23 protein-coding genes and 1 pseudogene are annotated in these 19,366 nt (G+C 64.4%); 15 read left to right on the top strand and 9 right to left on the bottom strand.

What is annotated here, in order from left to right:
• Positions 1-79 precede the first annotated feature (79 nt).
• Complete coding sequence (locus EN808_RS17045) at positions 80-529, top strand: universal stress protein (RefSeq protein ID WP_135916456.1); 450 nt, start codon at positions 80-82, stop codon at positions 527-529.
• A gap of 37 nt (positions 530-566) precedes the next feature.
• Here EN808_RS17045 and EN808_RS17040 read toward each other — a convergent pair whose 3' ends face one another.
• Complete coding sequence (locus tag EN808_RS17040) at positions 567-1,472, bottom strand: AraC family transcriptional regulator (RefSeq protein WP_135916455.1); 906 nt, start codon at positions 1,470-1,472, stop codon at positions 567-569.
• Between the two features lie 206 nt (positions 1,473-1,678).
• On the opposite strand from EN808_RS17040, the gene EN808_RS17035 reads away from it, so the two are divergent.
• The gene (locus tag EN808_RS17035; protein ID WP_135916454.1) at positions 1,679-2,254 is read left to right on the top strand and encodes a DUF308 domain-containing protein; all 576 of its coding nucleotides are present in this window, start codon (positions 1,679-1,681) and stop codon (positions 2,252-2,254) included.
• A 64-nt stretch (positions 2,255-2,318) separates the two neighbouring features.
• Here EN808_RS17035 and EN808_RS17030 read toward each other — a convergent pair whose 3' ends face one another.
• Together EN808_RS17030 and EN808_RS17025 are read right to left on the bottom strand one after the other, a co-directional pair.
• The gene (locus EN808_RS17030) at positions 2,319-3,074 is read right to left on the bottom strand and encodes a sulfite exporter TauE/SafE family protein (RefSeq protein ID WP_135882544.1); all 756 of its coding nucleotides are present in this window, start codon (positions 3,072-3,074) and stop codon (positions 2,319-2,321) included.
• A gap of 60 nt (positions 3,075-3,134) precedes the next feature.
• Complete coding sequence (locus tag EN808_RS17025) at positions 3,135-3,338, bottom strand: hypothetical protein (RefSeq protein ID WP_135916453.1); 204 nt, start codon at positions 3,336-3,338, stop codon at positions 3,135-3,137.
• A 124-nt stretch (positions 3,339-3,462) separates the two neighbouring features.
• Here EN808_RS17025 and EN808_RS17020 point away from each other — a divergent pair, with 124 nt between their 5' ends.
• A complete protein-coding gene (locus EN808_RS17020) occupies positions 3,463-4,335 on the top strand; it encodes a LysR substrate-binding domain-containing protein (protein WP_135916452.1) in 873 nt (290 codons plus the stop codon).
• A 21-nt stretch (positions 4,336-4,356) separates the two neighbouring features.
• Here the strand turns inward: EN808_RS17020 and EN808_RS17015 are convergent, their stop codons facing one another.
• The 5 genes from EN808_RS17015 to EN808_RS16990 all read right to left on the bottom strand — a co-directional run bounded on the left by EN808_RS17015 (position 4,357) and on the right by EN808_RS16990 (position 8,265).
• Positions 4,357-5,055: an RES family NAD+ phosphorylase gene (locus EN808_RS17015; protein ID WP_135882540.1), complete on the bottom strand. Its 699-nt coding sequence runs from the start codon at positions 5,053-5,055 to the stop codon at positions 4,357-4,359.
• The gene (locus tag EN808_RS17010) at positions 5,049-5,459 is read right to left on the bottom strand and encodes an MbcA/ParS/Xre antitoxin family protein (protein WP_135916451.1); all 411 of its coding nucleotides are present in this window, start codon (positions 5,457-5,459) and stop codon (positions 5,049-5,051) included. Before EN808_RS17010 ends, EN808_RS17015 begins: the two co-directional genes overlap by 7 nt.
• 334 nt (positions 5,460-5,793) lie before the next feature.
• Positions 5,794-7,227 carry an aldehyde dehydrogenase family protein gene (locus EN808_RS17000; protein ID WP_135916450.1) on the bottom strand — a complete coding sequence of 478 codons (1,434 nt, stop codon included), beginning with the start codon at positions 7,225-7,227 and terminating at the stop codon, positions 5,794-5,796.
• 166 nt (positions 7,228-7,393) lie between these two features.
• Entirely contained in the window at positions 7,394-7,777 is a 384-nt protein-coding gene (locus EN808_RS16995) for an ACT domain-containing protein (protein ID WP_135916449.1), read from the bottom strand.
• Positions 7,778-7,779: 2 nt separating this feature from the next.
• Entirely contained in the window at positions 7,780-8,265 is a 486-nt protein-coding gene (locus tag EN808_RS16990; protein WP_135916448.1) for a GNAT family N-acetyltransferase, read from the bottom strand.
• Between the two features lie 15 nt (positions 8,266-8,280).
• Here EN808_RS16990 and EN808_RS16985 point away from each other — a divergent pair, with 15 nt between their 5' ends.
• The 5 genes from EN808_RS16985 to EN808_RS16965 all read left to right on the top strand — a co-directional run bounded on the left by EN808_RS16985 (position 8,281) and on the right by EN808_RS16965 (position 11,110).
• The gene (locus EN808_RS16985; RefSeq protein ID WP_135882534.1) at positions 8,281-8,550 is read left to right on the top strand and encodes a hypothetical protein; all 270 of its coding nucleotides are present in this window, start codon (positions 8,281-8,283) and stop codon (positions 8,548-8,550) included.
• Between the two features lie 296 nt (positions 8,551-8,846).
• A complete protein-coding gene (locus EN808_RS16980; protein ID WP_127870188.1) occupies positions 8,847-9,224 on the top strand; it encodes an ester cyclase in 378 nt (125 codons plus the stop codon).
• Between the two features lie 73 nt (positions 9,225-9,297).
• Positions 9,298-9,579: a type II toxin-antitoxin system ParD family antitoxin gene (locus EN808_RS16975; protein ID WP_135867376.1), complete on the top strand. Its 282-nt coding sequence runs from the start codon at positions 9,298-9,300 to the stop codon at positions 9,577-9,579.
• Entirely contained in the window at positions 9,576-9,860 is a 285-nt protein-coding gene (locus tag EN808_RS16970) for a type II toxin-antitoxin system RelE/ParE family toxin (RefSeq protein ID WP_127280279.1), read from the top strand. The genes EN808_RS16975 and EN808_RS16970 overlap by 4 nt, the downstream gene beginning before the upstream one ends.
• 188 nt (positions 9,861-10,048) lie before the next feature.
• Positions 10,049-11,110, top strand: a complete 1,062-nt coding sequence (locus EN808_RS16965; RefSeq protein WP_135916447.1) for a YeiH family protein — start codon at positions 10,049-10,051, stop codon at positions 11,108-11,110.
• Positions 11,111-11,326: 216 nt separating this feature from the next.
• Here EN808_RS16965 and EN808_RS16955 read toward each other — a convergent pair whose 3' ends face one another.
• Positions 11,327-11,824 carry a GAF domain-containing protein gene (locus EN808_RS16955; protein ID WP_135916446.1) on the bottom strand — a complete coding sequence of 166 codons (498 nt, stop codon included), beginning with the start codon at positions 11,822-11,824 and terminating at the stop codon, positions 11,327-11,329.
• A 323-nt stretch (positions 11,825-12,147) separates the two neighbouring features.
• On the opposite strand from EN808_RS16955, the gene EN808_RS16950 reads away from it, so the two are divergent.
• The 7 genes and pseudogenes from EN808_RS16950 to EN808_RS16920 all read left to right on the top strand — a co-directional run bounded on the left by EN808_RS16950 (position 12,148) and on the right by EN808_RS16920 (position 19,366).
• Positions 12,148-12,402: a hypothetical protein gene (locus tag EN808_RS16950; RefSeq protein ID WP_127280276.1), complete on the top strand. Its 255-nt coding sequence runs from the start codon at positions 12,148-12,150 to the stop codon at positions 12,400-12,402.
• Positions 12,399-12,665 carry a DUF1488 domain-containing protein gene (locus EN808_RS16945; protein ID WP_127280275.1) on the top strand — a complete coding sequence of 89 codons (267 nt, stop codon included), beginning with the start codon at positions 12,399-12,401 and terminating at the stop codon, positions 12,663-12,665. Before EN808_RS16950 ends, EN808_RS16945 begins: the two co-directional genes overlap by 4 nt.
• Positions 12,666-12,915: 250 nt before the next feature.
• Positions 12,916-13,959: a LacI family DNA-binding transcriptional regulator gene (locus EN808_RS16940; protein ID WP_135916445.1), complete on the top strand. Its 1,044-nt coding sequence runs from the start codon at positions 12,916-12,918 to the stop codon at positions 13,957-13,959.
• 62 nt (positions 13,960-14,021) lie between these two features.
• The gene (locus tag EN808_RS16935; protein WP_127870186.1) at positions 14,022-15,269 is read left to right on the top strand and encodes a sugar ABC transporter substrate-binding protein; all 1,248 of its coding nucleotides are present in this window, start codon (positions 14,022-14,024) and stop codon (positions 15,267-15,269) included.
• A gap of 311 nt (positions 15,270-15,580) precedes the next feature.
• Complete coding sequence (locus EN808_RS16930) at positions 15,581-16,504, top strand: sugar ABC transporter permease (protein ID WP_135916536.1); 924 nt, start codon at positions 15,581-15,583, stop codon at positions 16,502-16,504.
• Complete coding sequence (locus tag EN808_RS16925; RefSeq protein ID WP_135916444.1) at positions 16,504-17,361, top strand: carbohydrate ABC transporter permease; 858 nt, start codon at positions 16,504-16,506, stop codon at positions 17,359-17,361. Before EN808_RS16930 ends, EN808_RS16925 begins: the two co-directional genes overlap by 1 nt.
• A gap of 21 nt (positions 17,362-17,382) precedes the next feature.
• Positions 17,383-19,366 (top strand): annotated as a pseudogene (locus EN808_RS16920) (glycoside hydrolase family 127 protein).

Here is a 19,366-nt window from a genome sequence, read left to right as displayed (position 1 = left end):
CCGCTTTGGCTCAATGAATGAGCGCGGAGGCATAACTATCTATGTTGGAGAGTAATCAGGCATCACAGGTCGGATCATCATGTACAAACATCTGCTCATCGCCACCGACGGCTCGGAACTGGCCGGCAAGGGCGTCGCCCAGGGCCTCATTTTGGCCAAGGACCTCGGCGCCGCCGTCACCTTCGTCACCGTTTCGGAACAATTCCCGATCTTCGCCTGGGGCGGCGCCATGGCCGGCTACGCCGCCGGCGATGAACTGGCCGTCTTCCAGGAAGAATCGCGCCGCTATGGCAGGGAAGTGCTCGACAAATGCAAGGCATCCGCAGATGCCGCCGGCGTCTCCGCCAAACTGGTCCATGTCGAGGACAAACGGCCCGCCGAAGCGATCCTGGACCTGTCCAAGACGCAAGGCTGCGACCTGATCGTCATGGCCTCGCATGGCCGCCGCGGGCTGGGCAGGCTGCTTCTGGGCAGCCAGACGGCGGAAGTGCTGTCCTACACCGAGATCCCGGTGCTGGTGGTGCGGTAGGTCCCGCAGCTCACTTTTTACAAAATGGCGCCGCCGGTCAGGGCTGCTTGGCGGGTTCATTGGTCAGCGCATATTCAACCCGTGGCGGGTGCCCGAAGAGCTGTTTGTAGGCCCGGCTGAAGGCGGCTTCGGATTCGTAGCCGATGCGCAAGCCGATCTCGCCCACGCGCGCGTCCCGCCTGGCCAGCAGATCGCGGGCCAGGCCCAGGCGCCATTCATTCTGGTAGCGGAGCGGTGAACGCCCGACGAGCGCGGCGAAGCGCTCGCAGAAGCTCGAACGTGACATGCCGGCCTTGTCGGCCAGTTCATTGATGCTCCACCGCTGCAGCGGCCTTTCGTGGATGGCCTTCAGGGAACGGGCGATGCGGGCATCGGAAAGCCCGCCGAGCCAGCCCGTGGCGTGCCCTTCATGGACCCAGCTGCGCAAGGTGCGGATGACCATGAGATCGATGAGGCGGGAAATCATCAAGGCAGCACCCGGCTGGGCGCCGCTGGTTTCGACCATCAGGAAAGGCAGCATTCCATCGACCCACCCTGCCCCCTGGGCACGCTGGATGTGAATGCAGTGCGGCAAGGCGAAGATCATCCCCCGCAAGCTGTCCGGATCGAACCAGAAGCGGCAGACGACGATCGTGACGCGTGGATGCGATGCCACCAGCCGCGACGCGCCGGGACCGCGAGGCAGCAGCACGAGGTCGCCGGCCTCGATGACGGCGGCAGCCTGGTCCTCGCTCTCCATGCGCAGTGCGCCGGCCGTCACCACGACGATATGAGCCTGCCCCTCGTCGAGATCGAGTTGCTCCGCCTCCGCCAGCGTGCGTGAAAAAACCTCGTCGCCGGTAAGCCTGATCTGCGCCAGCACATGCGAGAGAAGGTCGCCGGAGACACCCGCACGCGGCCCTCCATCCGGAAGAATGGTCAAGTTTTCAGGCGATTCAATCATGGATATGGCCGACCGGTTCTCATACATTCCTTGGCAAGGATAGCGCATTCCCATTGATTATGCGCTGTTTTGCCTTGGCGCAAAGCCATTCCCGCGCCGAGGGCGCGAGAATGGACTGTTCCAATCATCCAACCCCGAGGGCGTGATCAAGCGGGTCAACCCGCCGCCTCTCAGCCTCGGGCCATCCAACAAGACAGGACGTTCCAATGAGCACTCAAACCATCCAGGCGCCCAGCGGCGTTGCCGCATCGCAGTGGCTGAAGTCATATTATTTCCTCCGGGCCGGCTTTTCGGTCGCGTGGGTGGCGGCGGCCTTCACCCTTGGCAAAAGCGCGCCGCCGGTCGCGGCGATACTCCTGGTCGCCTACCCCGCCTGGGACGCGATCGCCAATGTTCTGGACGCGCAGCGCAGCGGCGGCCTGAAGGCCAATCCCAGCCAGGCGCTCAACGCGGCGGTCAGCACGATCACGGCGATCGCGGTCTTCATCGCCCTTGGACAGGGCCCGCACGCGGTCCTGGCGGTGTTCGGGGCATGGGCCATTCTCTCCGGCCTGTTCCAGCTTGCGACCGGCGTGCGCCGTTGGCGGGCGGGCGCGCAATGGGCGATGGTGCTGAGCGGTGCGCAGTCGGCGCTTGCCGGCGGCTTCTTCATCAAACAGGCGATCGGCGCCGCCACGCCCGGCATCACCGATATCGCGCCCTATGCCGCGTTCGGCGCCTTCTATTTTCTCGTCTCGGCCATATGGCTGAGCGTCATGCAGGCACGCAAGCGCACCGCTTGATCCTCCAAAATGCCGGGCCCCGCCGAAACACTCGAAAGAGGTTTTGGGGCCTGGCTTTTTTAGACTAGCCCTGCAGCGCAGCCTCCAACGCGAGATAGGCCCCGAGCGCCAGCAAGCCGGCGAAGAACACCGTGCGAAAAGTCTCGACGCTCATCCTTTGGCGCAGCGCCTGGCCGACGACCATGCCGGCCAGCGCCGGCGCCAGGGCCAGCACCGACCCAGCCAGTTGCGCCGTCGGCGAGGCAAGCGCGCCGGCCCTGAACAGTCCGAAGCCGAGGGCCAAGGTCGATACGGTGAAGGAGAGGCCAAGCGCCTGGATCAGGTCTTCCCGGCCCAGCCGCAACGATTGCAGATAGGGCACCGCCGGAATGACGAAAACGCCGGTGGCGCCGGTGACCAGCCCGGTCGCCACGCCGACCAGCGGCGATATCCAGGCCTCGTGGCGCGCCGGCGTGGTGAAGCTGGCCTTGGCCAGGCCGACAAGCGCGTAGAGCATCAGCGCGGCGCCAAGCCCGGCCGAGGCGATCATCGTGTGCGCGCCGGTCAGCAGGCCGGCGCCAGTCACGGTGCCGACGACGACACCGGCCATCATCGTCCACAGCCGTTTGCACAAGCCGCCGAAGGACGGACCGGTGAACAACTGCCAGAGATTGGTGACCAGCGACGGAATCAACAGCAAGGCGGCGGCCTCAGCCGGCGGCATGGCCGCCGCCAGTAGGCCCATCGCCACGGTCGGCAGCCCCATGCCGACGACGCCCTTGACGAGGCCGGCGGCGAGAAACACGAAACCGATGAAGGCGACGGCGCCGATGCTTAGCATGGATGGCCGCTCAGCATCGATGGACGTTCCTTGGGATAGAGCCCGGGCACGCCGGTTCCTTCAGTCATGCAACAACATGTCCGTCGCCTCGGCATCCTGGCTTGCCGGCACGGCATCGCGGTTGACGGAAGCCGCCGCCACGGCGCATCCCGGCAAGCCAGGCTGCGCTTGCGCCATGGCAAGCGAGGCCACCGCGATCGCCAGCACGTTCGCCGCGGTTTCAAGAATGCCTAGCCCTTGCCGGCCTGATGTTTTTTCACGCATAGCTTATCTCCGTCGCAAATGATTTGACTGACATGCGGGCCGCCCACAATGTGGAAGTTGCGCTGCCAGCCTTCGGCGTGAACGAAGGCTGAGCCTGGCACGACACGATTTGCGGGAGCGAGAAATGCGCTTCGACCTCACCGATCTCAGGCTGTTCCTGCTGGTGGCCGAACGCGGCAGCATCACCCACGGCGCCGAACTCGCCGGCCTCGCTCTCGCCTCGGCCAGCGCGCGCATCAAGGGCATGGAGGAAAGCCTCGGCGCGCCGCTTCTGGAGCGGCGCCGGCGCGGCGTGGTGCCGACGGCGGCCGGACAGGCGCTGCTCCACCATGCGCGCGCGGTGCAGAACCAGATCGAGGCGATGGCCGGCGACCTCGGCGCCTATGCCACGGGCCTGCGCGCCCGCGTACGGCTGATGGCCAACACGGGGGCGACCAGCGAACTCCTGCGCGACACGCTGCCGGCCTTCCTGGTCGCGCATCCCGGGATCGACATCGAGCTCGACGAACGCCCCAGCCATGAGATCGCCGAGGCGGTGGCGAACGGTGCCGCCGATCTTGGCATCGCCGCGACCTGGGCCGGCCTTTCGCATCTCGAGCAAAAACCGTTCTTCGTCGACCGCCTGGTGGTGATCACGGCGCGGAACAGGCCCGGCCTCGAAGGCCAGACCGCCAGCCTTGCCGACCTTCTCGGCGAAGCCTTCGTCGGCTTGAGCGCCGGTCATCCCTTGCAGGAGCACATCGCCCGCCAGGCCACCCGGCTCGGTGGCCACCTGCACTTCCGCATCCGCGTGCCCGGCCTCGACAATGTCTGCCGGCTGGTCTCGCAAGGCGCCGGCATCGCCATCGTGCCCGAAAGTGCGGCGCGCCGTTCGGCCCGCACGCTGCGCAGCCTGCGGCTCGGCGATGACTGGGCCACGCGCCAGCTCAACCTGTGCGCCCGCAGCTTCGAGGCGCTGACGCCGCAGGCGAAACTGCTGGCGGCGGCGTTGGCGTGAGGACAAGCCGCCCCGCCCTGCTCACACCACTTCGAGCACCTTGCCGGTGTCGTGCTGGCGCACGAAGTCGACGCGGCCGCCGTCCCAGTGATAACTGTAGTGGCGGCCCTGGACCGGGACACCGATGACGTCGGGCCAGAAGATGCCGATGCACGCTCCGTCCGGCATGCGCACGCTGTTCCACACCAGCCCGTCGCTTCCCGAGGCCCGCAGCGCCCGCCCTTCCGCCTGCGACGCCGTGTAGTCGTCCGGGTCGAGCACGCCGGGTACCGCGTTGACGTCGTCGAGGTCGCGGTCGACGCTGCCGATCAGCACGCGGAAATCGGCCGTCCAGCCCGGCGCCTCGTTGGTGGCGCGCATGAATTTCTGGTGATGGTGGATGGTTTCGGCGAGCGCCACGTCCTCGCTGTCGCCGGCATAATAGATGCCGTAGCTGCCGTCCGAGAACCGGCCGGGCCGCAAGGTCGAGCAATGCACGAAAGGCGCCATGACGAAGCTGGCGCCCGGACCGGAAACCCGCCTTGCGGCCGGCACCTTGCCGAGATCGCCGAACTCGAGCCGGATGCGCGGATTGGTCTTCTCCTCGACGGCGGCCAGCGCCTCCCAGTCGCGCGGGTCGGCAATATCCTCGAACAGGTCGATCGGCGGATGGATGGAGCGGATGATGCGATAGGTCTGTGGCCAGTGGACGCGGCGCCGGACCGCCAGTCCACTCACCATGCACCACGCTCCGCGTCGAGCCATTCGCGCATCGCCGCGAGATCGGAGATGTCGCCGCGCAGCATCAGGTCGAGCGCCGACTGCCCGCCGAAAGTGGCATTGGGCTTGCGGATCCAGGCATAGCCGCGCGCCGGCTCGGTGAAGAGGTAGCGCAGCCCCTTGTGGATGCCCATCAGATGCGCCATGCGGGTGCGCAGGTCGCGGTCGATCCGGCCGATGCCGCCCTCCTTCCACCGCGCCCAGGTGCGGGCCGAAATGCCGCCAAGCAGCACGCAGGCCTCGAAGTCGGTGAGGTTCCAGGCCTTGAACAGATTGACCGTGGTGCGCGCCAGCGCACCGGCCTCTTCATTCGATATGGCTGAGCCGACCGCGGCCGGCGTCGTGGTGATGGCTTGAAGCTGCATGTTTAGACCTCGCTAATGGCAGATATATAGCATGTATCTGCCAATTGGCAAGGATGGGGGGGGGTATGGCTGAGCATATCAGTGTGGGCCTTGTGACCGAGACCGCTAATCGCCGAGGTCGGCGCCGCCCCTCATTGTCCTGCCGGACATTTCTCCCCGTATAGAGACGGGGAGAAAGGGGCAGGCCGCAATGCCGGCGCCGCCTTCGCAATGCTGGAGATTGGCGAAATCATCCGCGAAAGCGTCCTTCTCCCGTCACTATACGGGGAGAAGATGCCGGCAGGCAGATGAGGGGCGGCGCCGGCCCCTCTCCAGCTACGCTGCGGCCAAAGAACTACTCCGCCGCCTCATAGCCGGCGATGCCCTTGATCTCGAGGAAATCCTCGAGCCCGTATTCGGCGTATTCGCGGCCGTTGCCGGACTGCTTGTAGCCGCCGAAGGGCAGGCCGGCGTCCCATTGGGGATAGTTGATGTAGACATTGCCCGAGCGCATGCGCGCCGCCACGTCGCGGGCCTTCTGCAGGTCCTTGGCCTGGATGTAGGAGGCAAGGCCGTAGACGGTGTCGTTGGCCTGCTCGACCGCCTGCTCGACCGTGTCGTAGGGCAGGATCGCCAGCACCGGGCCAAAAACCTCTTCGCGCGCGATGCGCATGTCGTGGGTGACGTCGGCGAACACGGTCGGCCTGACATAGTAGCCGCGGTTGAGTTCGGCAGGACGGCCGGGGCCGCCGGCGACCAGCGTCGCACCCTCGTCGATGCCGCTCTGGATCAGGTCCTGGATCTTGTCGAACTGGACCTGGCTGACGACAGGGCCGAGCCTGGTGTTGGCGCCGTCGGCCGGGCCGACGGTGAATTTTTCAGCCGCGACCTTGGCGTATCCCGCGGCCTCGTCGTGGCGGTCGCGCGGCACGAACATGCGGGTCGGCGCGTTGCAGGACTGGCCGCTGTTGCCGAAGCAGCCGGCGACCCCCTTGCTGACGGCGGTGGCGAGGTCGACATCCGGGAACAGGATGTTGGCCGACTTGCCGCCCAGTTCCTGATGCACGCGCTTGACGGTGTCTGCGGCGGCCTTGGCCACCAATATGCCGGCCCGGGTCGAACCGGTGAACGACATCATGTCGATGTCGGGGTGGCTGGACAGCGCCTGGCCGACGCCAGGGCCGTCACCGTTGACGAGGTTGAACACGCCCTTCGGCACGCCGGCCTCGTCGATGATCTCGGCGAAGATGATGGCGTCGAGCGGCGCGATTTCGGACGGCTTCAGCACCATGGTGCAGCCGGCGGCGAGTGCCGGCCCCACCTTGCAGGTGATCTGGTTCAGCGGCCAGTTCCACGGCGTGATCAGGCCGACGACGCCGATCGGCTCCTTGACCACGAGATGGTTGCCCTTGACATGGCGGAACTGGAAATTCTTCAGCGTCTCGGCCATCTTCTGCAAATGCGCGAGACCGACGCCCACCTGGCTGTCGAGCGCCATCTGGCGCGGTGCGCCCATCTCGCGCGACACGGCAAGCGCCAGGTCCTTGCTGCGCTTCTTGTAGATCTCGATGACGCGGTTGAGGATATCGAGGCGCTCCTCGACCGAGGTGAAACCATATGTGTTGAAGGCGCGCTTGGCGGCGGCCACCGCCTTGTCGACATCGGCCTTGGAGCCGAGCGAGATCTGCGCGAAGGCGTCTTCATTCGACGGATCGATGACGTCGAGCGTGTTGGGCACCACAGGATCGACCCACGCGCCATCGATATAGAACTGCAGATCGTGTGACATGGTTTTCTCCCTGGGGGTGCCGCATGGCCGGTCCGGCCGTGATATCGGGCTAGAAATAACGATGCGCGAACGGCGCTGTCAAACGCAACCCCAGAAATGGTTGAGCCAGCGCGCCAGGGATTGAGCCAGAGCGCCAATCGTTGATCAGCGGCCGGCGATGAGCTGCCTAGAGCAGCGTATGCCCGGCTTCGCCCAGAAATCCTCTAGCCGCGGGCTCGTCTGTCGCTTTCACCAGCAGGTGGTCGCCATCGAAGGTCGATACCAGGAAGATGCCCAAACCGTTTTCCGACAGCGGCCTGATGACGGACAGCACAATGCCGGTTTCGTCGAACGCAAACGGCCCTTGCAACTTGAAGGCGACCCAGTCGCGATCGTGCTTGACGGCATCCGGCACGCGATCCTGAAGGCAGGTGATCGAGAGCTCGTCGTCGGTTCTGGTGATGCTGACGAAGCCTGGTCCGTCAGCCCAGGCAGGAATGCCGTCACCGACTTGAAGTCGCGAAATCGCATACAGGCCGGGGAGTTGCTTGAGCTTGATCCTGGCAGCCATCCTCACGTTCCGGTTGGTGGGCATCCAACAAGCCGCTTGCTCATATAGATCGTCGTTCCGTTCAGGAACGGCTCCTCCCGATCGATCGCATAGCCAAGCTTGCGATAGAGCGACACATTGGCTTCGAAGGCGCCGTTGGTCAACAGTCGCAGCTCCGCGCGTCCCGCCGCGCGCGCCTTGCTCTCGGCGCGCTCCAGCAGCAGCCGGCCGATGCCCCTGCCCTGCGCCTGCGGCGCGACGCAGACATTCTCGACCCACAGATGATCGTCGGCGAGCAAAGTCTCGATCATGCCGACGATGCGGTCGTCCTCGACGGCGAGATCGAACGGATGCTCGGCGACAGCCTTGTCGTAATCGGCACGCATCGGCAGCGGCTCGCGGCCGATCACCGGCACCCATCTGGCATAGGCGGCACGCACGATATCCCTGATCGCGGCGGCGTCGGCAGGCTCGGCCGGCCGAAACCGGATGGAAGGATTGGCAATCATCAAAAGGCTCCAGACATGAAAACCCCGCCGGCTGATGGTGCGGGCGGGGCGGGAAACGAACAAACCGGATCTATCGTGCCGGATTTATCGTCGCGCAATCAGCCTGCCGCTCCGCGCTATGCAGGAGCGGCGTCGCTTGGTGTTGGCGGGCGCGCGAGCGAACATGGCGGCAAGCTGGCGCAGGAAGAGCGGTGCGTCAAGATCTGGGGATTGGCCCAAGCCCCCGACTTCGTCATCCACGGGCGAAGCAAGGAGCGTAGCGACGCGGCGCAGACCCGAGGATGACGACGCGGTTGATGTTTCCACCGATCGTCCGAGCATGTGGGTCATGAACGCAAGCGAGCCATCGAACTGTCAGCCCTGTTTCAACACTCCTGCGCCGTCGGCCTAGACAGGATCTTGTTGATGTCGACCTCATCCGGCTGGGTCGTAGAGCGCGCACGCCTACTGCGACATCAGCCTGCTCGCTGCTGGTCGATGCATTCCGGTACCGGGGCTGGAACGTCTGGACTGTGCCCACGGTCGTTCTATCTTCCGGTCGAGCATGATCTCGTCCAAGCGTCAGCAACGGAGCCATCACCGTGACCGAAACCGATCTCTATCGAGGCTATATCGACTGCCTCAACAACCAGGATTGGCAAAGGCTGCACCGCTTCGTCCATGACGAGGTGCACTACAATGGCGACCGCGTCGGATTGTCAGGCTATCGCGACATGCTGGAGCGGGATTTTCGGGAAATTCCGGACCTCTATTTCGATGTGCAACTGCTGATCTCCGATCCGCCTTTCATCGCCAGCCGCCTCCAGTTCAACTGCACGCCCAAGGGAACGTTCCTCGGCCTGCCCATCAATGGCAAAAAGGTCTCCTTCAGCGAGAACGTCTTCTATGAATATCTGAACGACAGGATCAGGAACGTCTGGTCGGTGATCGACAAGGCGGCGATCGAGGCACAGCTTTGATGTCATGCGCCACCTGGCCTCCTTGCAGCCGGTGGTAAACTTGCCTACTTTGCCCAGGTAGGAGAACCCGCCGATGGCGAATGTCGAGAAAGTGAGCGTTGCCCTCACGCCCGAAATGGCAACCATGATGCGCGAGGCCGTTGCGGCGGGCGAATACGCTTCGGCGAGCGAAGTCATGCGCGAGGCCTTGCGCGAGTGGAAGTTTCGTCGGATGCAACGCGACCAAGCCATCGACGAGCTAGGCCGGCTTTGGGACGAAGGCATGGCAAGCGGCGATCCGGTCGACGGCCGCGATGCCTTCGCCCGGATCAAAGGCAAGCTTGATGCGAGGATTGCCGAGCGCACATCGCGATGACGCTACGCCTTCGACCGGAGGCCGAAGCTGATATCGAAGCCATCGCGCTTTATATAGCCGAGGACAGTCCTGCGGCGGCGTTGCGTTGGTATGACGAAATCCATGCCCATTGCGAACGCATCGCCGACATGCCGGGCATGGGCATTGCCCGGCCGGAAGTGCGACCGGGCTTGCGCACGTTCCCTGCGGGAAACTACTTGATCCTCTATCGCCAAACGGACGACGGTGCGGAGATCGTGCGTGTCATTCATGGCGCACGGCGGTGGCAGGACTTGTTGTAGCCCGACGGATTGCGTTCTCGCAGCTCGGTGCGATGCATCGCCAAGCCATAAGCAATGCGCCCACGCGTCCTTGAGACCGTTTGGACGGCCAATCGTTCGTAAAAATAGATCATTCCAACCAAAATAATTCGTTGGAAAGATCGATTATGAAATGGCATTTCCCCGGGATACCCGCCTGGAGAATTGCATTGTCTTCCATGACCCGCATCGCGAACGATATTCCGAAAAGCAGGATTTCCGCCGATCTGGCGCGGGGCCGCAAGCGCCTCGATTCCCTGTGGAACGGCATCATCCCCGGGATCGTGCTGGTGTCGATGATCACGGCCGTCGCCTTCTCCGCCCGCAATGTCTCCGGCTTCGCCTTGTTCAGCCCGATGATCCTGGCCGTCGTGGCCGGCATGGTCTATTCCAATGTGCTCGGCACGCCGGCGCACGCCAAGGCCGGCATCGCCTTCTCGCAAAAGCGCCTGCTGCGCTTCGCCATCGTGCTGCTCGGCTTCCAGTTGACGCTCGGCCAGGTGGTTTCGATCGGCGCCAGCGGCGTCGGCATCGTGGCGGCGACCCTTGGCGCCACCTTCCTCTTCACCATCACGCTCGGCCGGCTGATCGGCGTCGATGCCAAGCTGGCGCAGCTGATCGCCGCCGGCACTTCGATCTGCGGCGCCTCGGCGATCGTGGCCACCAACATCGTCACCGACGCGCGCGATGAGGACGTCACCTATGCCGTCGCCTCGATCACCTTGTTCGGCACCGTCGCCATGCTCGGCTTCCCGCTGCTGGCGCCGCTGCTTGGCCTCGACCAGCACGCTTTTGGCCTGTGGGCGGGCGCCTCGATCCATGAGGTGGCGCAGGTCATCGGCGCCGGTTTCCAGAACGGCACCCAATCCGGCGAGATCGCCACCGTGGCCAAGCTGACGCGCGTCGCCATGCTGGCGCCGATGGTCATCGCGCTCGGCCTGATGGCACGCCGCAAGAGCGGCGACCCCTCGGCGGCGCGCCCGCCCATGCCGTGGTTCGTCGCCGCCTTCGTCGCCGTCGTGGCGCTGAACAGCCTTGTCGCGGTACCGGCCGAAGTGAAGCAGGCGATAGTGCTTGCCACCACCATCATGCTGACCATGGGGCTCGCCGCCATGGGCCTGCAGGCCGACATTTCGCAGCTTCGCTCGCGCGGCCTGCGCCCGCTGGCGCTCGCCTTCTGCGCCTTCCTGTTCATCGGCGGCTTCAGCCTGATGCTGGTGAAGCTGGCCTGATCCGCCTGTCCCTGCGCGTGAAGGCATAGGGGCACACGGCATCTGTCAAATCAAGGGCTTAGAGCAATTCCAGGAAAAGTGCGTAGCGGTTTTCCCGGGAGAAGCGCCTAGCGCTTCCCCTTGGGAGTTGAGTAAAAACAAGAAGTTAGAGCGGGTCAGAGATCAAACCCTGAACCGCTCCAGGAGGCCTTGTCTGAATCTGCTTGTGAGCCGGATTCAATCCTCGAACGAACTCGCCGCGACATAGATTGCCGCCAGCGCCTCGATGCCGGCCTGGTCGGCACCGTCGAAACGGCCGGGCGTCGGGCTGTCGAGATCGAGAACGCCGAAGACACCCTCCTCGTCTTCCAGCAGCACCACCAGTTCGGAGCGCGAGTCGGCGTCGCAAGCGATGTGGCCGGGGAAATCATGCACGTCCTTGATCAGCATCGAAGTGCCGAGCTCGACCGCCGTTCCGCACACGCCCTTGCCGACAGTGATGCGCACGCAGGCCGGCTTGCCCTGGAAGGGGCCGAGCACCAGTTCCTCGTCCGATGCCAGGAAGTAGAAGCCAGCCCAGTTGAGGTCGGGCACCATCTGGAAGATCAGCGCCGAGGTGTTGGCGGCGTTGGCGATGGAATCGCCCTCGCCCTCCAGCAATGCCTTCAATTGCTTGGCGAGGTCGCGGTAGAATTCGGCCTTGTTGGAGGCGTCGATGGCCTTGGCGGCAAACATGGCTTGTCTCCGTATGCAGAATCGCGGTTCCGTTTTCCGCAAACGCCCCCAATCGACCACCGGACCATCCTAGGCAATTTCAGGAAGGTGCGAAACGGATTTCCGTTCGAAATAGCGTCCGTTGGCACCTCGGCCCAACCTACATTTCCCGGAGGCAAGGATAATCTTGGCCGCGGGAAAATATTCAAAAGTATTATTTCAGCGCTCGCTTTCTCGGTGCCCGCAAAGCGCCAAATAATTCGAAAGATTGAATTTTTCCTGCCGAGCGCCTATTTATCGGACAAGTTCGTTTTCACGATTTCAGCATGAAGGAGATTTGTTCGATGGCCGATGGCAATCAGACTCTGATGGAAAAAGCCCAAGCCCGCTTTGTCGACAAGCAGAAGAAGACGGCGGAGCACAACAAGGCGACCGCTGAATACATGTCCGAGGCGCGTGCCAGGGAGATCAAGACGAAACGGCTGAGGGAGTTGCGGCTGGCCAAGGAAGAAGCCGACCGCGTGGCCGAAGCGCTGAACCCCACGCCGAAGGCGAAACGGGTGGCCAAGAAGGCCGCCGCAACGGGGGTCAAGACATGAGCCTGACCTTCCCCAACCGCAGCCGCAGCTATGACGTGGCCGGTCAACGCATCCGCTTCGTCGGCCATGACGGCATGCTGCAGATTTCCTTCTCCGTGGCCGCCGATGCCATGACCAGGATGCAGCCCGACACCACCGCCGACGAGGCCGGCTATCTTGCCGCCTTCGACAGGTCGAGCTCCACGATCCACGACGTCGCCGCCAAGGCCTACAGCCGCACCCACAAGAGCTTGTATGTGCTGACATCGGATGATTTCCGCTGAGAAGCTGCCGAAGCGGTCTTGAGTCCATGAATGCGCACGGCGACCTGTGAGCCCGGCACCGATTGGCCGCGCCCCGCGAAGTCCGATCGCGCCAGCGACTGCAATTTTTCTCTTGAACAGGTCTTTGATGTGCCCTAGCTTGCGTTGAGAAAAGGTTTTTCCAAACAGTCCCGATCAGGCTCGGCCATTGGCCGGGCCTTATTCCGGCCGATAAGGGAAAACCTTTTCCCAGCTAAGGATTCTTGCCGCGATGGCATCGGACGATCAGCCAATTCCGGTCTTTCCCAAGCCCGTCACCTTGCGCGACGTGGCCGCCCGGGCCGGCGTCAGCGTCGCCACCGCCTCGAAGGCGCTCAACGACCAGGGGCGCATGACGGCCGAGACCCGCGAGCGCATCCGCGAGACGGCGCGCAGCCTGGGATTTCGTCCCAACAGCCTGGCGCAGAGCCTGCTGAGGCGGCGCTCCTTCACCGTCGGCCTGCTCACCAACGATACCTATGGCCGTTTCTCGCTGCCGCTGATGTCGGGCATATCGGACGCCCTGGTCGATGCCGGCGTTTCGGTGTTCCTGTGCAATGTCGAGGAGGATCCGCGCCTCGGCCAGCTCCATGTCGAGGCCATGCTCGACAAGCGCGTCGACGGCATCATCGCCACCGGCAAGCGCATCGACCGCCATTTGCCGGTCGACCTGTCCAACCTGCGCGTCCCGGTGATCTACGCCTTCACCCAGCCCGATCCCGACGCCGTCGCCTTCGTCTCCGACGATGGCGGCGGGGCGCGGCTGGCGATCGAGCATTTCCGCCGGCTTGGCCGCAAGCGCATCGCCCATGTCACTGGCCCGGCGAGCTTTGCCGTGGTGCACGAACGGGCGCAGGCTTACCGCGCCGTCCTGACGGAGAACGGCCTGTCGGTGATCGAGCCGCTGCTCGGCTCCTGGTCGGAAGCCTGGGGACATGACGCCGTGGCAGAACTGTTCGATGGCAGCGGCGAAAAACCGGACGCTGTCTTCTGCGGCAACGACCAGATCGCGCGCGGCGTCATCGATGCCCTGCGCGAACGCGGCCTCGGCGTGCCCAATGATGTCGGCGTCATCGGCTTCGACAATTGGGAGATCGTGGCCGAGGCGACCCGCCCGCCGCTGACCTCGGTCGACATGAACCTGGCAGCATTAGGCCGCGAGGCCGGGCTGACCCTGCTTTCCCTGGTCGGCGGCAAATCCGCCGCGCCAGGCATCAGAAAACTGCCGTGCCGGCTGGTGGTGCGTCAGTCCTGCGGCCGTCCGCCGGACGGCTGAAACAAAGCGCCACGCGATCGGCGCCAAGCCGCGGACAGCGGCCAACCCTGGAGGAGGAGAACATGAGGAACCTGATTGCCAAACTGGCCCTGGCCGCTGCCGCTCTGGGCTGCGGCCTGCAACTTGCCGCCGCCGAGACCGCCAACATCTGGGTGCGCGCCGACGGCTCGAACTTCATGCCGAGGATCGTCGACGCCTTCAACAAGGCGAACAAGGACCAGGTCAAGCTCGACATCATCCCCAATGCCGAGATCATCCCAAAATATGGCGCGGCAGCCGCCGGCGGCACGGCGCCCGACGCGCTGTCGCTCGACCTGATCTACACCCCGTCCTTCGCCGCCGCCGGCCAGCTCGAGGACATCACCGACTGGGCCAAGTCCCTGCCCTATTTCGCCAGCCTGTCGCCGGCGCATGTGAAGACCGGCACCTACAAGGACCATATTTACGGCCTGCCCTTCTCGGCCGACGCCTCGGTGCTGATCTGGAACAAGAAGCTGTTCAAGCAGGCCGGCCTCGACCCTGAGAAAGGCCCGACCAACTGGGCCGAGATCGAGGCCGATGCCGAGAAGGTCAACGCGCTTGGCGGCAACATCAAGGGCTTTTATTTCTCCGGCAATTGCGGCGGCTGCAACATCTTCACCTTCACGCCGCTGATCTGGGCCTCTGGCGGCGACATCCTGTCGGAGGACGGCTCCAAGGCGACGCTGGACAGCCCGCAGCTGCGTGGCGCCATCGATCTCTACCGCTCCATGGTCAAGAAGGACCTGGTGCCGGCGGGCGCGCAGACCGACACCGGCGCCAATTTCTTCGCCGCCTTCGCCGCCGGCAATATCGGCATCTCGCCCTCTGGCGCCTTTGCCATCGGCGCGCTCAACACGCAGTATCCCAATGTCGACTACGGCATCACCTTCCTGCCGGGCAAGGATGGCAACTGGTCGTCCTTTGCCGGCGGCGACAATTTCGTCGTCACCAAGGGCACCAAGAAGCTCGCCGTGGTGAAGGAGTTCCTGGACTTCGCCTATTCGCTCGAGGGCCAGACCATCCTCGCCAAATACGGCAGCCTGCCGGTGCGCGGCGACATCGCCAAGGACGCGCTCAAGGATCTCGATCCGCGCTACCAGATCGCCGCCGAGGCGATGGCGAAGGGCAAGACGCCCTACTCGGTGGTGTTCAACGATTTGATCAACTCCGCCAACGGCCCATGGACGCAGATGATCAACGAGGTGTTCTTCGGCGACGACGTCGATGGCGCGATCGCCAACGCCCAGGAAACCATGCAGTCGATCATCGACCAGGCGCCGCAGAAATAGGCGCCTGTCCGGCCGCCCGCCTGTCTCCCTGGGCGGGCGGCCGGAAATTGTTTTGGTTCAAATGGCAGGGCTATCGCGTTGAGAAGACTCGGTTGCATCTTCGCTTCGGAGCGTCGGAGGGTTGGTTCTCCCTTCTCCCCTTGTGGGAGAAGGTGGCCTCGCGAAGCGAGGTCGGATGAGGGGTGCTCCAGCTTGGCAACAAGTTCGAAATCGCACCTGCCTCATTGCTTGGCGCACCCCTCAACCGTCTCGGCGCTGCGCGCCGATCCACCTTCTCCCGCAAGGGGAGAAGGAAGAACGAGCGCGCAGCCATGACCACCATCACAACCACCGCCCCGCCCCGCGCCCGCAAGCTCGTCGGCGCTGGGCGCCGGCAGTGGATCGGCCTGCTCTATGTCGCGCCGGCGGTCGCGCTGGTCATGCTGTTCTTCGTCATCCCGCTCGGCATGACGGCGTGGATGTCGCTGCACAATTGGCCGCTGATGGGCGAGCATTCCTTCATAGGCCTCGGTAATTACTGGGCAATCCTGCGCGACACCAGGTTCTGGAACGCGCTGAAATTCACCGGTTTCTACACGCTGGTCGTCACCATCGCGATCTTCGCCGTCGCCTTTCCGCTGGCGATCTTCATCGAGCGGCCGCGCCCGTTCACCAATGTCTACCGCACCATGTTCTTCATGCCGGCGGTGGTCGGCTTCGCCTCGGCGAGCCTGCTCTGGTCGTGGCTGCTCAACGTCGATTCCGGCCTGTTCAGCCCCGCCGCCTACGACCTCGGCCTGATCGACAGGAAGTTCAACCTGCTCGCCACCTTCCAGCCGGCCTTCTGGTCGATCATCGCCATGGTGGTGTGGAAGGTCGCCGGCTTCACCATGATCATCCTGATGACCGGCCTGCAATCGATCCCGCAGGACCTGCAGGAGGCCGCCGTCATCGACGGCGCCGGGCCGTTCGCGCGGTTCCGGGCGATCACCTTGCCGCTGATGCGCCGCACGCTGGCGCTGGCGCTGATCCTGTCGGTGGCCGGCTCGATCCTCGCCTTCGACCAGTTCTACATCATCCTGCGCGGCGGCCCGCGTAACCAGACGCTAACGGCGGTGTACTGGATCTTCAACCAGTCGTTCGTGTCGTTCAAGCTCGGCTATGGCGCGGCGCTGTCGATGGTGCTGCTGGTCATTCTGGTGGCGCTCAGCCTCGTCCAGCTCTGGCTGCTGCGCAAGCCCGAGGGGCTCGACTGATGGCGCAGGCGATATCAGCCAGAGGCAAGCTCGCCGCCCGCCTCGCCAGGCACTCCACCGGCATCATCGCCTCGCTGCTGTTCGTGGCGCCGATCGTGTGGACGGTGCTGTCGGCCTTCAAGCCGGCGCAGGAGGCACGCCTGCCGCCGCTGCCGCCCTGGCCGACCACGGGCTTCTCGCTCGAAAACTATGCCACGCTCAATTCCTTTGGCGACGGCCTGTGGGTCTCGGCGCAGAACAGCATCTATGTCTCGGTGATGACCGTCATATTGTCGGTCATCGTCAGCGTGCTCGCCGGTTACGGCTTCTCGCGGTTTCGGTTTCCGTTCAAGGACCTGTTCTTCGTCCTCATCCTGTCGACGATCATGATCCCGTTCCAGTCGATCCTGACGCCGATCTTCCTGGTGCTGACCAAGCTTGGCCTACACAACACGCTGACCGGGCTGGTCGGCGTCTATGTGACGCTTCAATTGCCGTTCTCGATCTTCATGATGCGCAACGCCTTCGACGCGGTGCCGCGCGAGATCGAGGAGGCCGCTCGCATGGACGGCGCCGGCAACGCCACCATGCTCATAAAGGTGATGCTGCCGCTGGTCTGGCCTGGCGTCGTCACCATCGCGCTGTTTGCCTTCCTTGGCGCCTGGAACGAGTTCCTCGCTGCCCTGGTGCTGATGACCGACCAGTCCAAATTCACGCTGCCGGTGATGATGACCGCGCTTCAGTCGGGCCGCTTCGGCGCCATCGACTGGGGCGCCGTGCAGGCGGGCGTCACCGTGATGATGGTGCCCTGCCTGATCCTGTTCCTGGCTTTGCAGCGCTTCTACATCCGCGGCCTGATGGCCGGGGCCGTCAAGTAATCGATCGAATGGAGTGAGTTCATGACAGCATCGCCATCCCCCCGGCCCGCCACCACAGCCAGGCCCAAGCTCGCCTTCCGCCCGCTGCCGGTGCCGCAGGTCGACGTGCGCGGCTTCTGGGGCGACCGCGCCGAGGCGGTGGCGACGCGCACCGCCGACATTCTTTACGACCGCTGCGTGGAGGCGCGCATGCTGGAGCAGATCGATCCCGACCGTCCCTCGCCCGGCATCGTCATTCCCTTCCACTCGCCGTCGCCCGACGAGGCCGCCTCCCCCGGATTCACCGGGTCGACGGTGACCACGCAGATGTTCTGGGATTCCGATCTCGGCAAGACGATCGAGACATCAGCCTATTCGCTCTACCGGCGCAAGAATCCCGAACTGGAGAAGAAGATCGACGCCGTCATCGACATGTATGGCAGACTGCAGCAGGAGGACGGCTATCTCTCCAGCTGGTACCAGCGCATCCAGCCCGGCAAGCGCTGGACCAATCTGCGCGACTGCCACGAGCTTTACTGCGCCGGCCACCTGATCGAGGGCGCGGTCGCCTACTACCAGGCGACCGGCAAGCGCAAGCTGCTCGACATCATGTGCCGCTATGCCGACCACATCGCCTCGGTACTCGGCCCCGAGCCCGGCAAGAAAAAGGGCTATTGCGGCCATGAGGAGATCGAGTTGGCGCTGGTCAAGCTGGCGCGGGTGACCGGCGAGCGGAAGTACATGGAATTGGCCAAATACTTCATCGACCAGCGCGGCCTTGAGCCGCATTATTTCGACGAAGAGGCCCGCGCTCGCGGCGCCGATCCGAAGGCCTATCATTTCAAGACCTATGAATACAGCCAGTCGCACATCCCGGTGCGCGAGCAGGGACAAGGTCGTCGGCCATGCGGTCAGGGCCATGTACCTCTACTCTGGCATGGCCGACATCGCCACCGAGTATGGCGACGACACGCTGCGTGTGGCGCTCGACCGGCTGTGGGACGACCTCACCACGAAAAACCTCTACATCACCGGCGGGCTCGGGCCGTCGGCGCACAATGAGGGTTTCACCAGCGACTATGACCTGCCCAACGAAACCGCCTATGCCGAGACCTGCGCCTCGGTCGGGCTGGTGTTCTGGGCCAGCCGCATGCTCGGCATGGGACCGAACGCCCGCTATGCCGACATGATGGAGCGCGCGCTCTACAATGGCTCGATCTCCGGCCTGTCGCTCGACGGCTCGCTGTTCTTCTACGAGAACCCGCTGGAAAGCCGGGGCAAGCACAACAGATGGAAATGGCACCGCTGCCCCTGCTGCCCGCCCAATATCGGGCGCATGGTCGCTTCCATCGGCAGTTATTTCTACAGCCTGTCCGACGATGCGCTGGCCGTGCACCTCTATGGCGACTCCACCGCCCGCTTCAACATAGCGGGCGTGCCGGTGACGCTGACGCAGGCGAGCCGCTATCCCTGGGACGGCTCGGTCGAGATCACGGTCGAGCCGCAGGCGCCAGTGGAGTTCACGCTGCATCTGCGGGTGCCGGGTTGGAGTTCCGCCGCCAGGCTCGAAATCAACGGCGAGACGATCGACCTCGAGGACGTGACCAGCGACGGCTACGCCGCCATCCGCCGCAGCTGGAAAAAAGGCGACCGTGTCCGGCTCGACCTCGAAATGCCGATCGAGCGGCTCTATGCCAATCCCGAGGTGCGGCAGGATGCCGGCCGCGTCGCGCTGTCGCGCGGGCCGCTGATCTACTGCGTCGAGGCGACCGACAATGACAGCTGGCTGCACCGGCTGACGCTGCCCCGCACGGCAAGCATAGAGGCGCATGACGAGCCGGACCTGCTAGGCGGCGTGGTGACGCTTTCGGCCACTGCGCGAGCCGATGCCGACGACGGCTGGCAGGACGAGCTCTATCGTTCCGAACCGCCGGCCAAGGTCGAGACGCGCCTGACCGCCATCCCCTATTTCGCCTGGGATAACCGCGAGCCCGGCGAGATGCTGGTGTGGCTGCGGGACGGCTGA

The organism is Mesorhizobium sp. M8A.F.Ca.ET.165.01.1.1, from assembly GCF_004792065.1.
Classification (GTDB): Bacteria; Pseudomonadota; Alphaproteobacteria; order Rhizobiales; family Rhizobiaceae; genus Mesorhizobium.
Note: the sequence above shows the minus strand (reverse complement) of the source record. Positions and strands in the feature narration are given on the sequence as shown.

Bases quoted from the DNA above. Each gene is read 5' to 3' on its own strand.
- EN808_RS16940 (WP_135916445.1), top strand. From the start codon at position 12,916: ATGGCATCGGACGATCAGCCAATTCCGGTCTTTCCCAAGCCCGTCACC.
- EN808_RS16985 (WP_135882534.1), top strand. From the start codon at position 8,281: ATGAAAACCCCGCCGGCTGATGGTGCGGGCGGGGCGGGAAACGAACAA.
- EN808_RS16950 (WP_127280276.1), top strand. From the start codon at position 12,148: ATGGCCGATGGCAATCAGACTCTGATGGAAAAAGCCCAAGCCCGCTTT.
- EN808_RS16995 (WP_135916449.1), bottom strand. From the start codon at position 7,777: ATGGCTGCCAGGATCAAGCTCAAGCAACTCCCCGGCCTGTATGCGATT.
- EN808_RS17040 (WP_135916455.1), bottom strand. From the start codon at position 1,472: ATGATTGAATCGCCTGAAAACTTGACCATTCTTCCGGATGGAGGGCCG.
- EN808_RS17010 (WP_135916451.1), bottom strand. From the start codon at position 5,459: ATGCAGCTTCAAGCCATCACCACGACGCCGGCCGCGGTCGGCTCAGCC.
- EN808_RS16975 (WP_135867376.1), top strand. From the start codon at position 9,298: ATGGCGAATGTCGAGAAAGTGAGCGTTGCCCTCACGCCCGAAATGGCA.
- EN808_RS17035 (WP_135916454.1), top strand. From the start codon at position 1,679: ATGAGCACTCAAACCATCCAGGCGCCCAGCGGCGTTGCCGCATCGCAG.
- EN808_RS17030 (WP_135882544.1), bottom strand. From the start codon at position 3,074: ATGCTAAGCATCGGCGCCGTCGCCTTCATCGGTTTCGTGTTTCTCGCC.
- EN808_RS16990 (WP_135916448.1), bottom strand. From the start codon at position 8,265: ATGATTGCCAATCCTTCCATCCGGTTTCGGCCGGCCGAGCCTGCCGAC.
- EN808_RS16935 (WP_127870186.1), top strand. From the start codon at position 14,022: ATGAGGAACCTGATTGCCAAACTGGCCCTGGCCGCTGCCGCTCTGGGC.
- EN808_RS17045 (WP_135916456.1), top strand. From the start codon at position 80: ATGTACAAACATCTGCTCATCGCCACCGACGGCTCGGAACTGGCCGGC.
- EN808_RS17015 (WP_135882540.1), bottom strand. From the start codon at position 5,055: ATGGTGAGTGGACTGGCGGTCCGGCGCCGCGTCCACTGGCCACAGACC.
- EN808_RS16945 (WP_127280275.1), top strand. From the start codon at position 12,399: ATGAGCCTGACCTTCCCCAACCGCAGCCGCAGCTATGACGTGGCCGGT.
- EN808_RS17025 (WP_135916453.1), bottom strand. From the start codon at position 3,338: ATGCGTGAAAAAACATCAGGCCGGCAAGGGCTAGGCATTCTTGAAACC.
- EN808_RS16930 (WP_135916536.1), top strand. From the start codon at position 15,581: ATGACCACCATCACAACCACCGCCCCGCCCCGCGCCCGCAAGCTCGTC.
- EN808_RS16925 (WP_135916444.1), top strand. From the start codon at position 16,504: ATGGCGCAGGCGATATCAGCCAGAGGCAAGCTCGCCGCCCGCCTCGCC.
- EN808_RS16955 (WP_135916446.1), bottom strand. From the start codon at position 11,824: ATGTTTGCCGCCAAGGCCATCGACGCCTCCAACAAGGCCGAATTCTAC.
- EN808_RS17020 (WP_135916452.1), top strand. From the start codon at position 3,463: ATGCGCTTCGACCTCACCGATCTCAGGCTGTTCCTGCTGGTGGCCGAA.
- EN808_RS16970 (WP_127280279.1), top strand. From the start codon at position 9,576: ATGACGCTACGCCTTCGACCGGAGGCCGAAGCTGATATCGAAGCCATC.
- EN808_RS17000 (WP_135916450.1), bottom strand. From the start codon at position 7,227: ATGTCACACGATCTGCAGTTCTATATCGATGGCGCGTGGGTCGATCCT.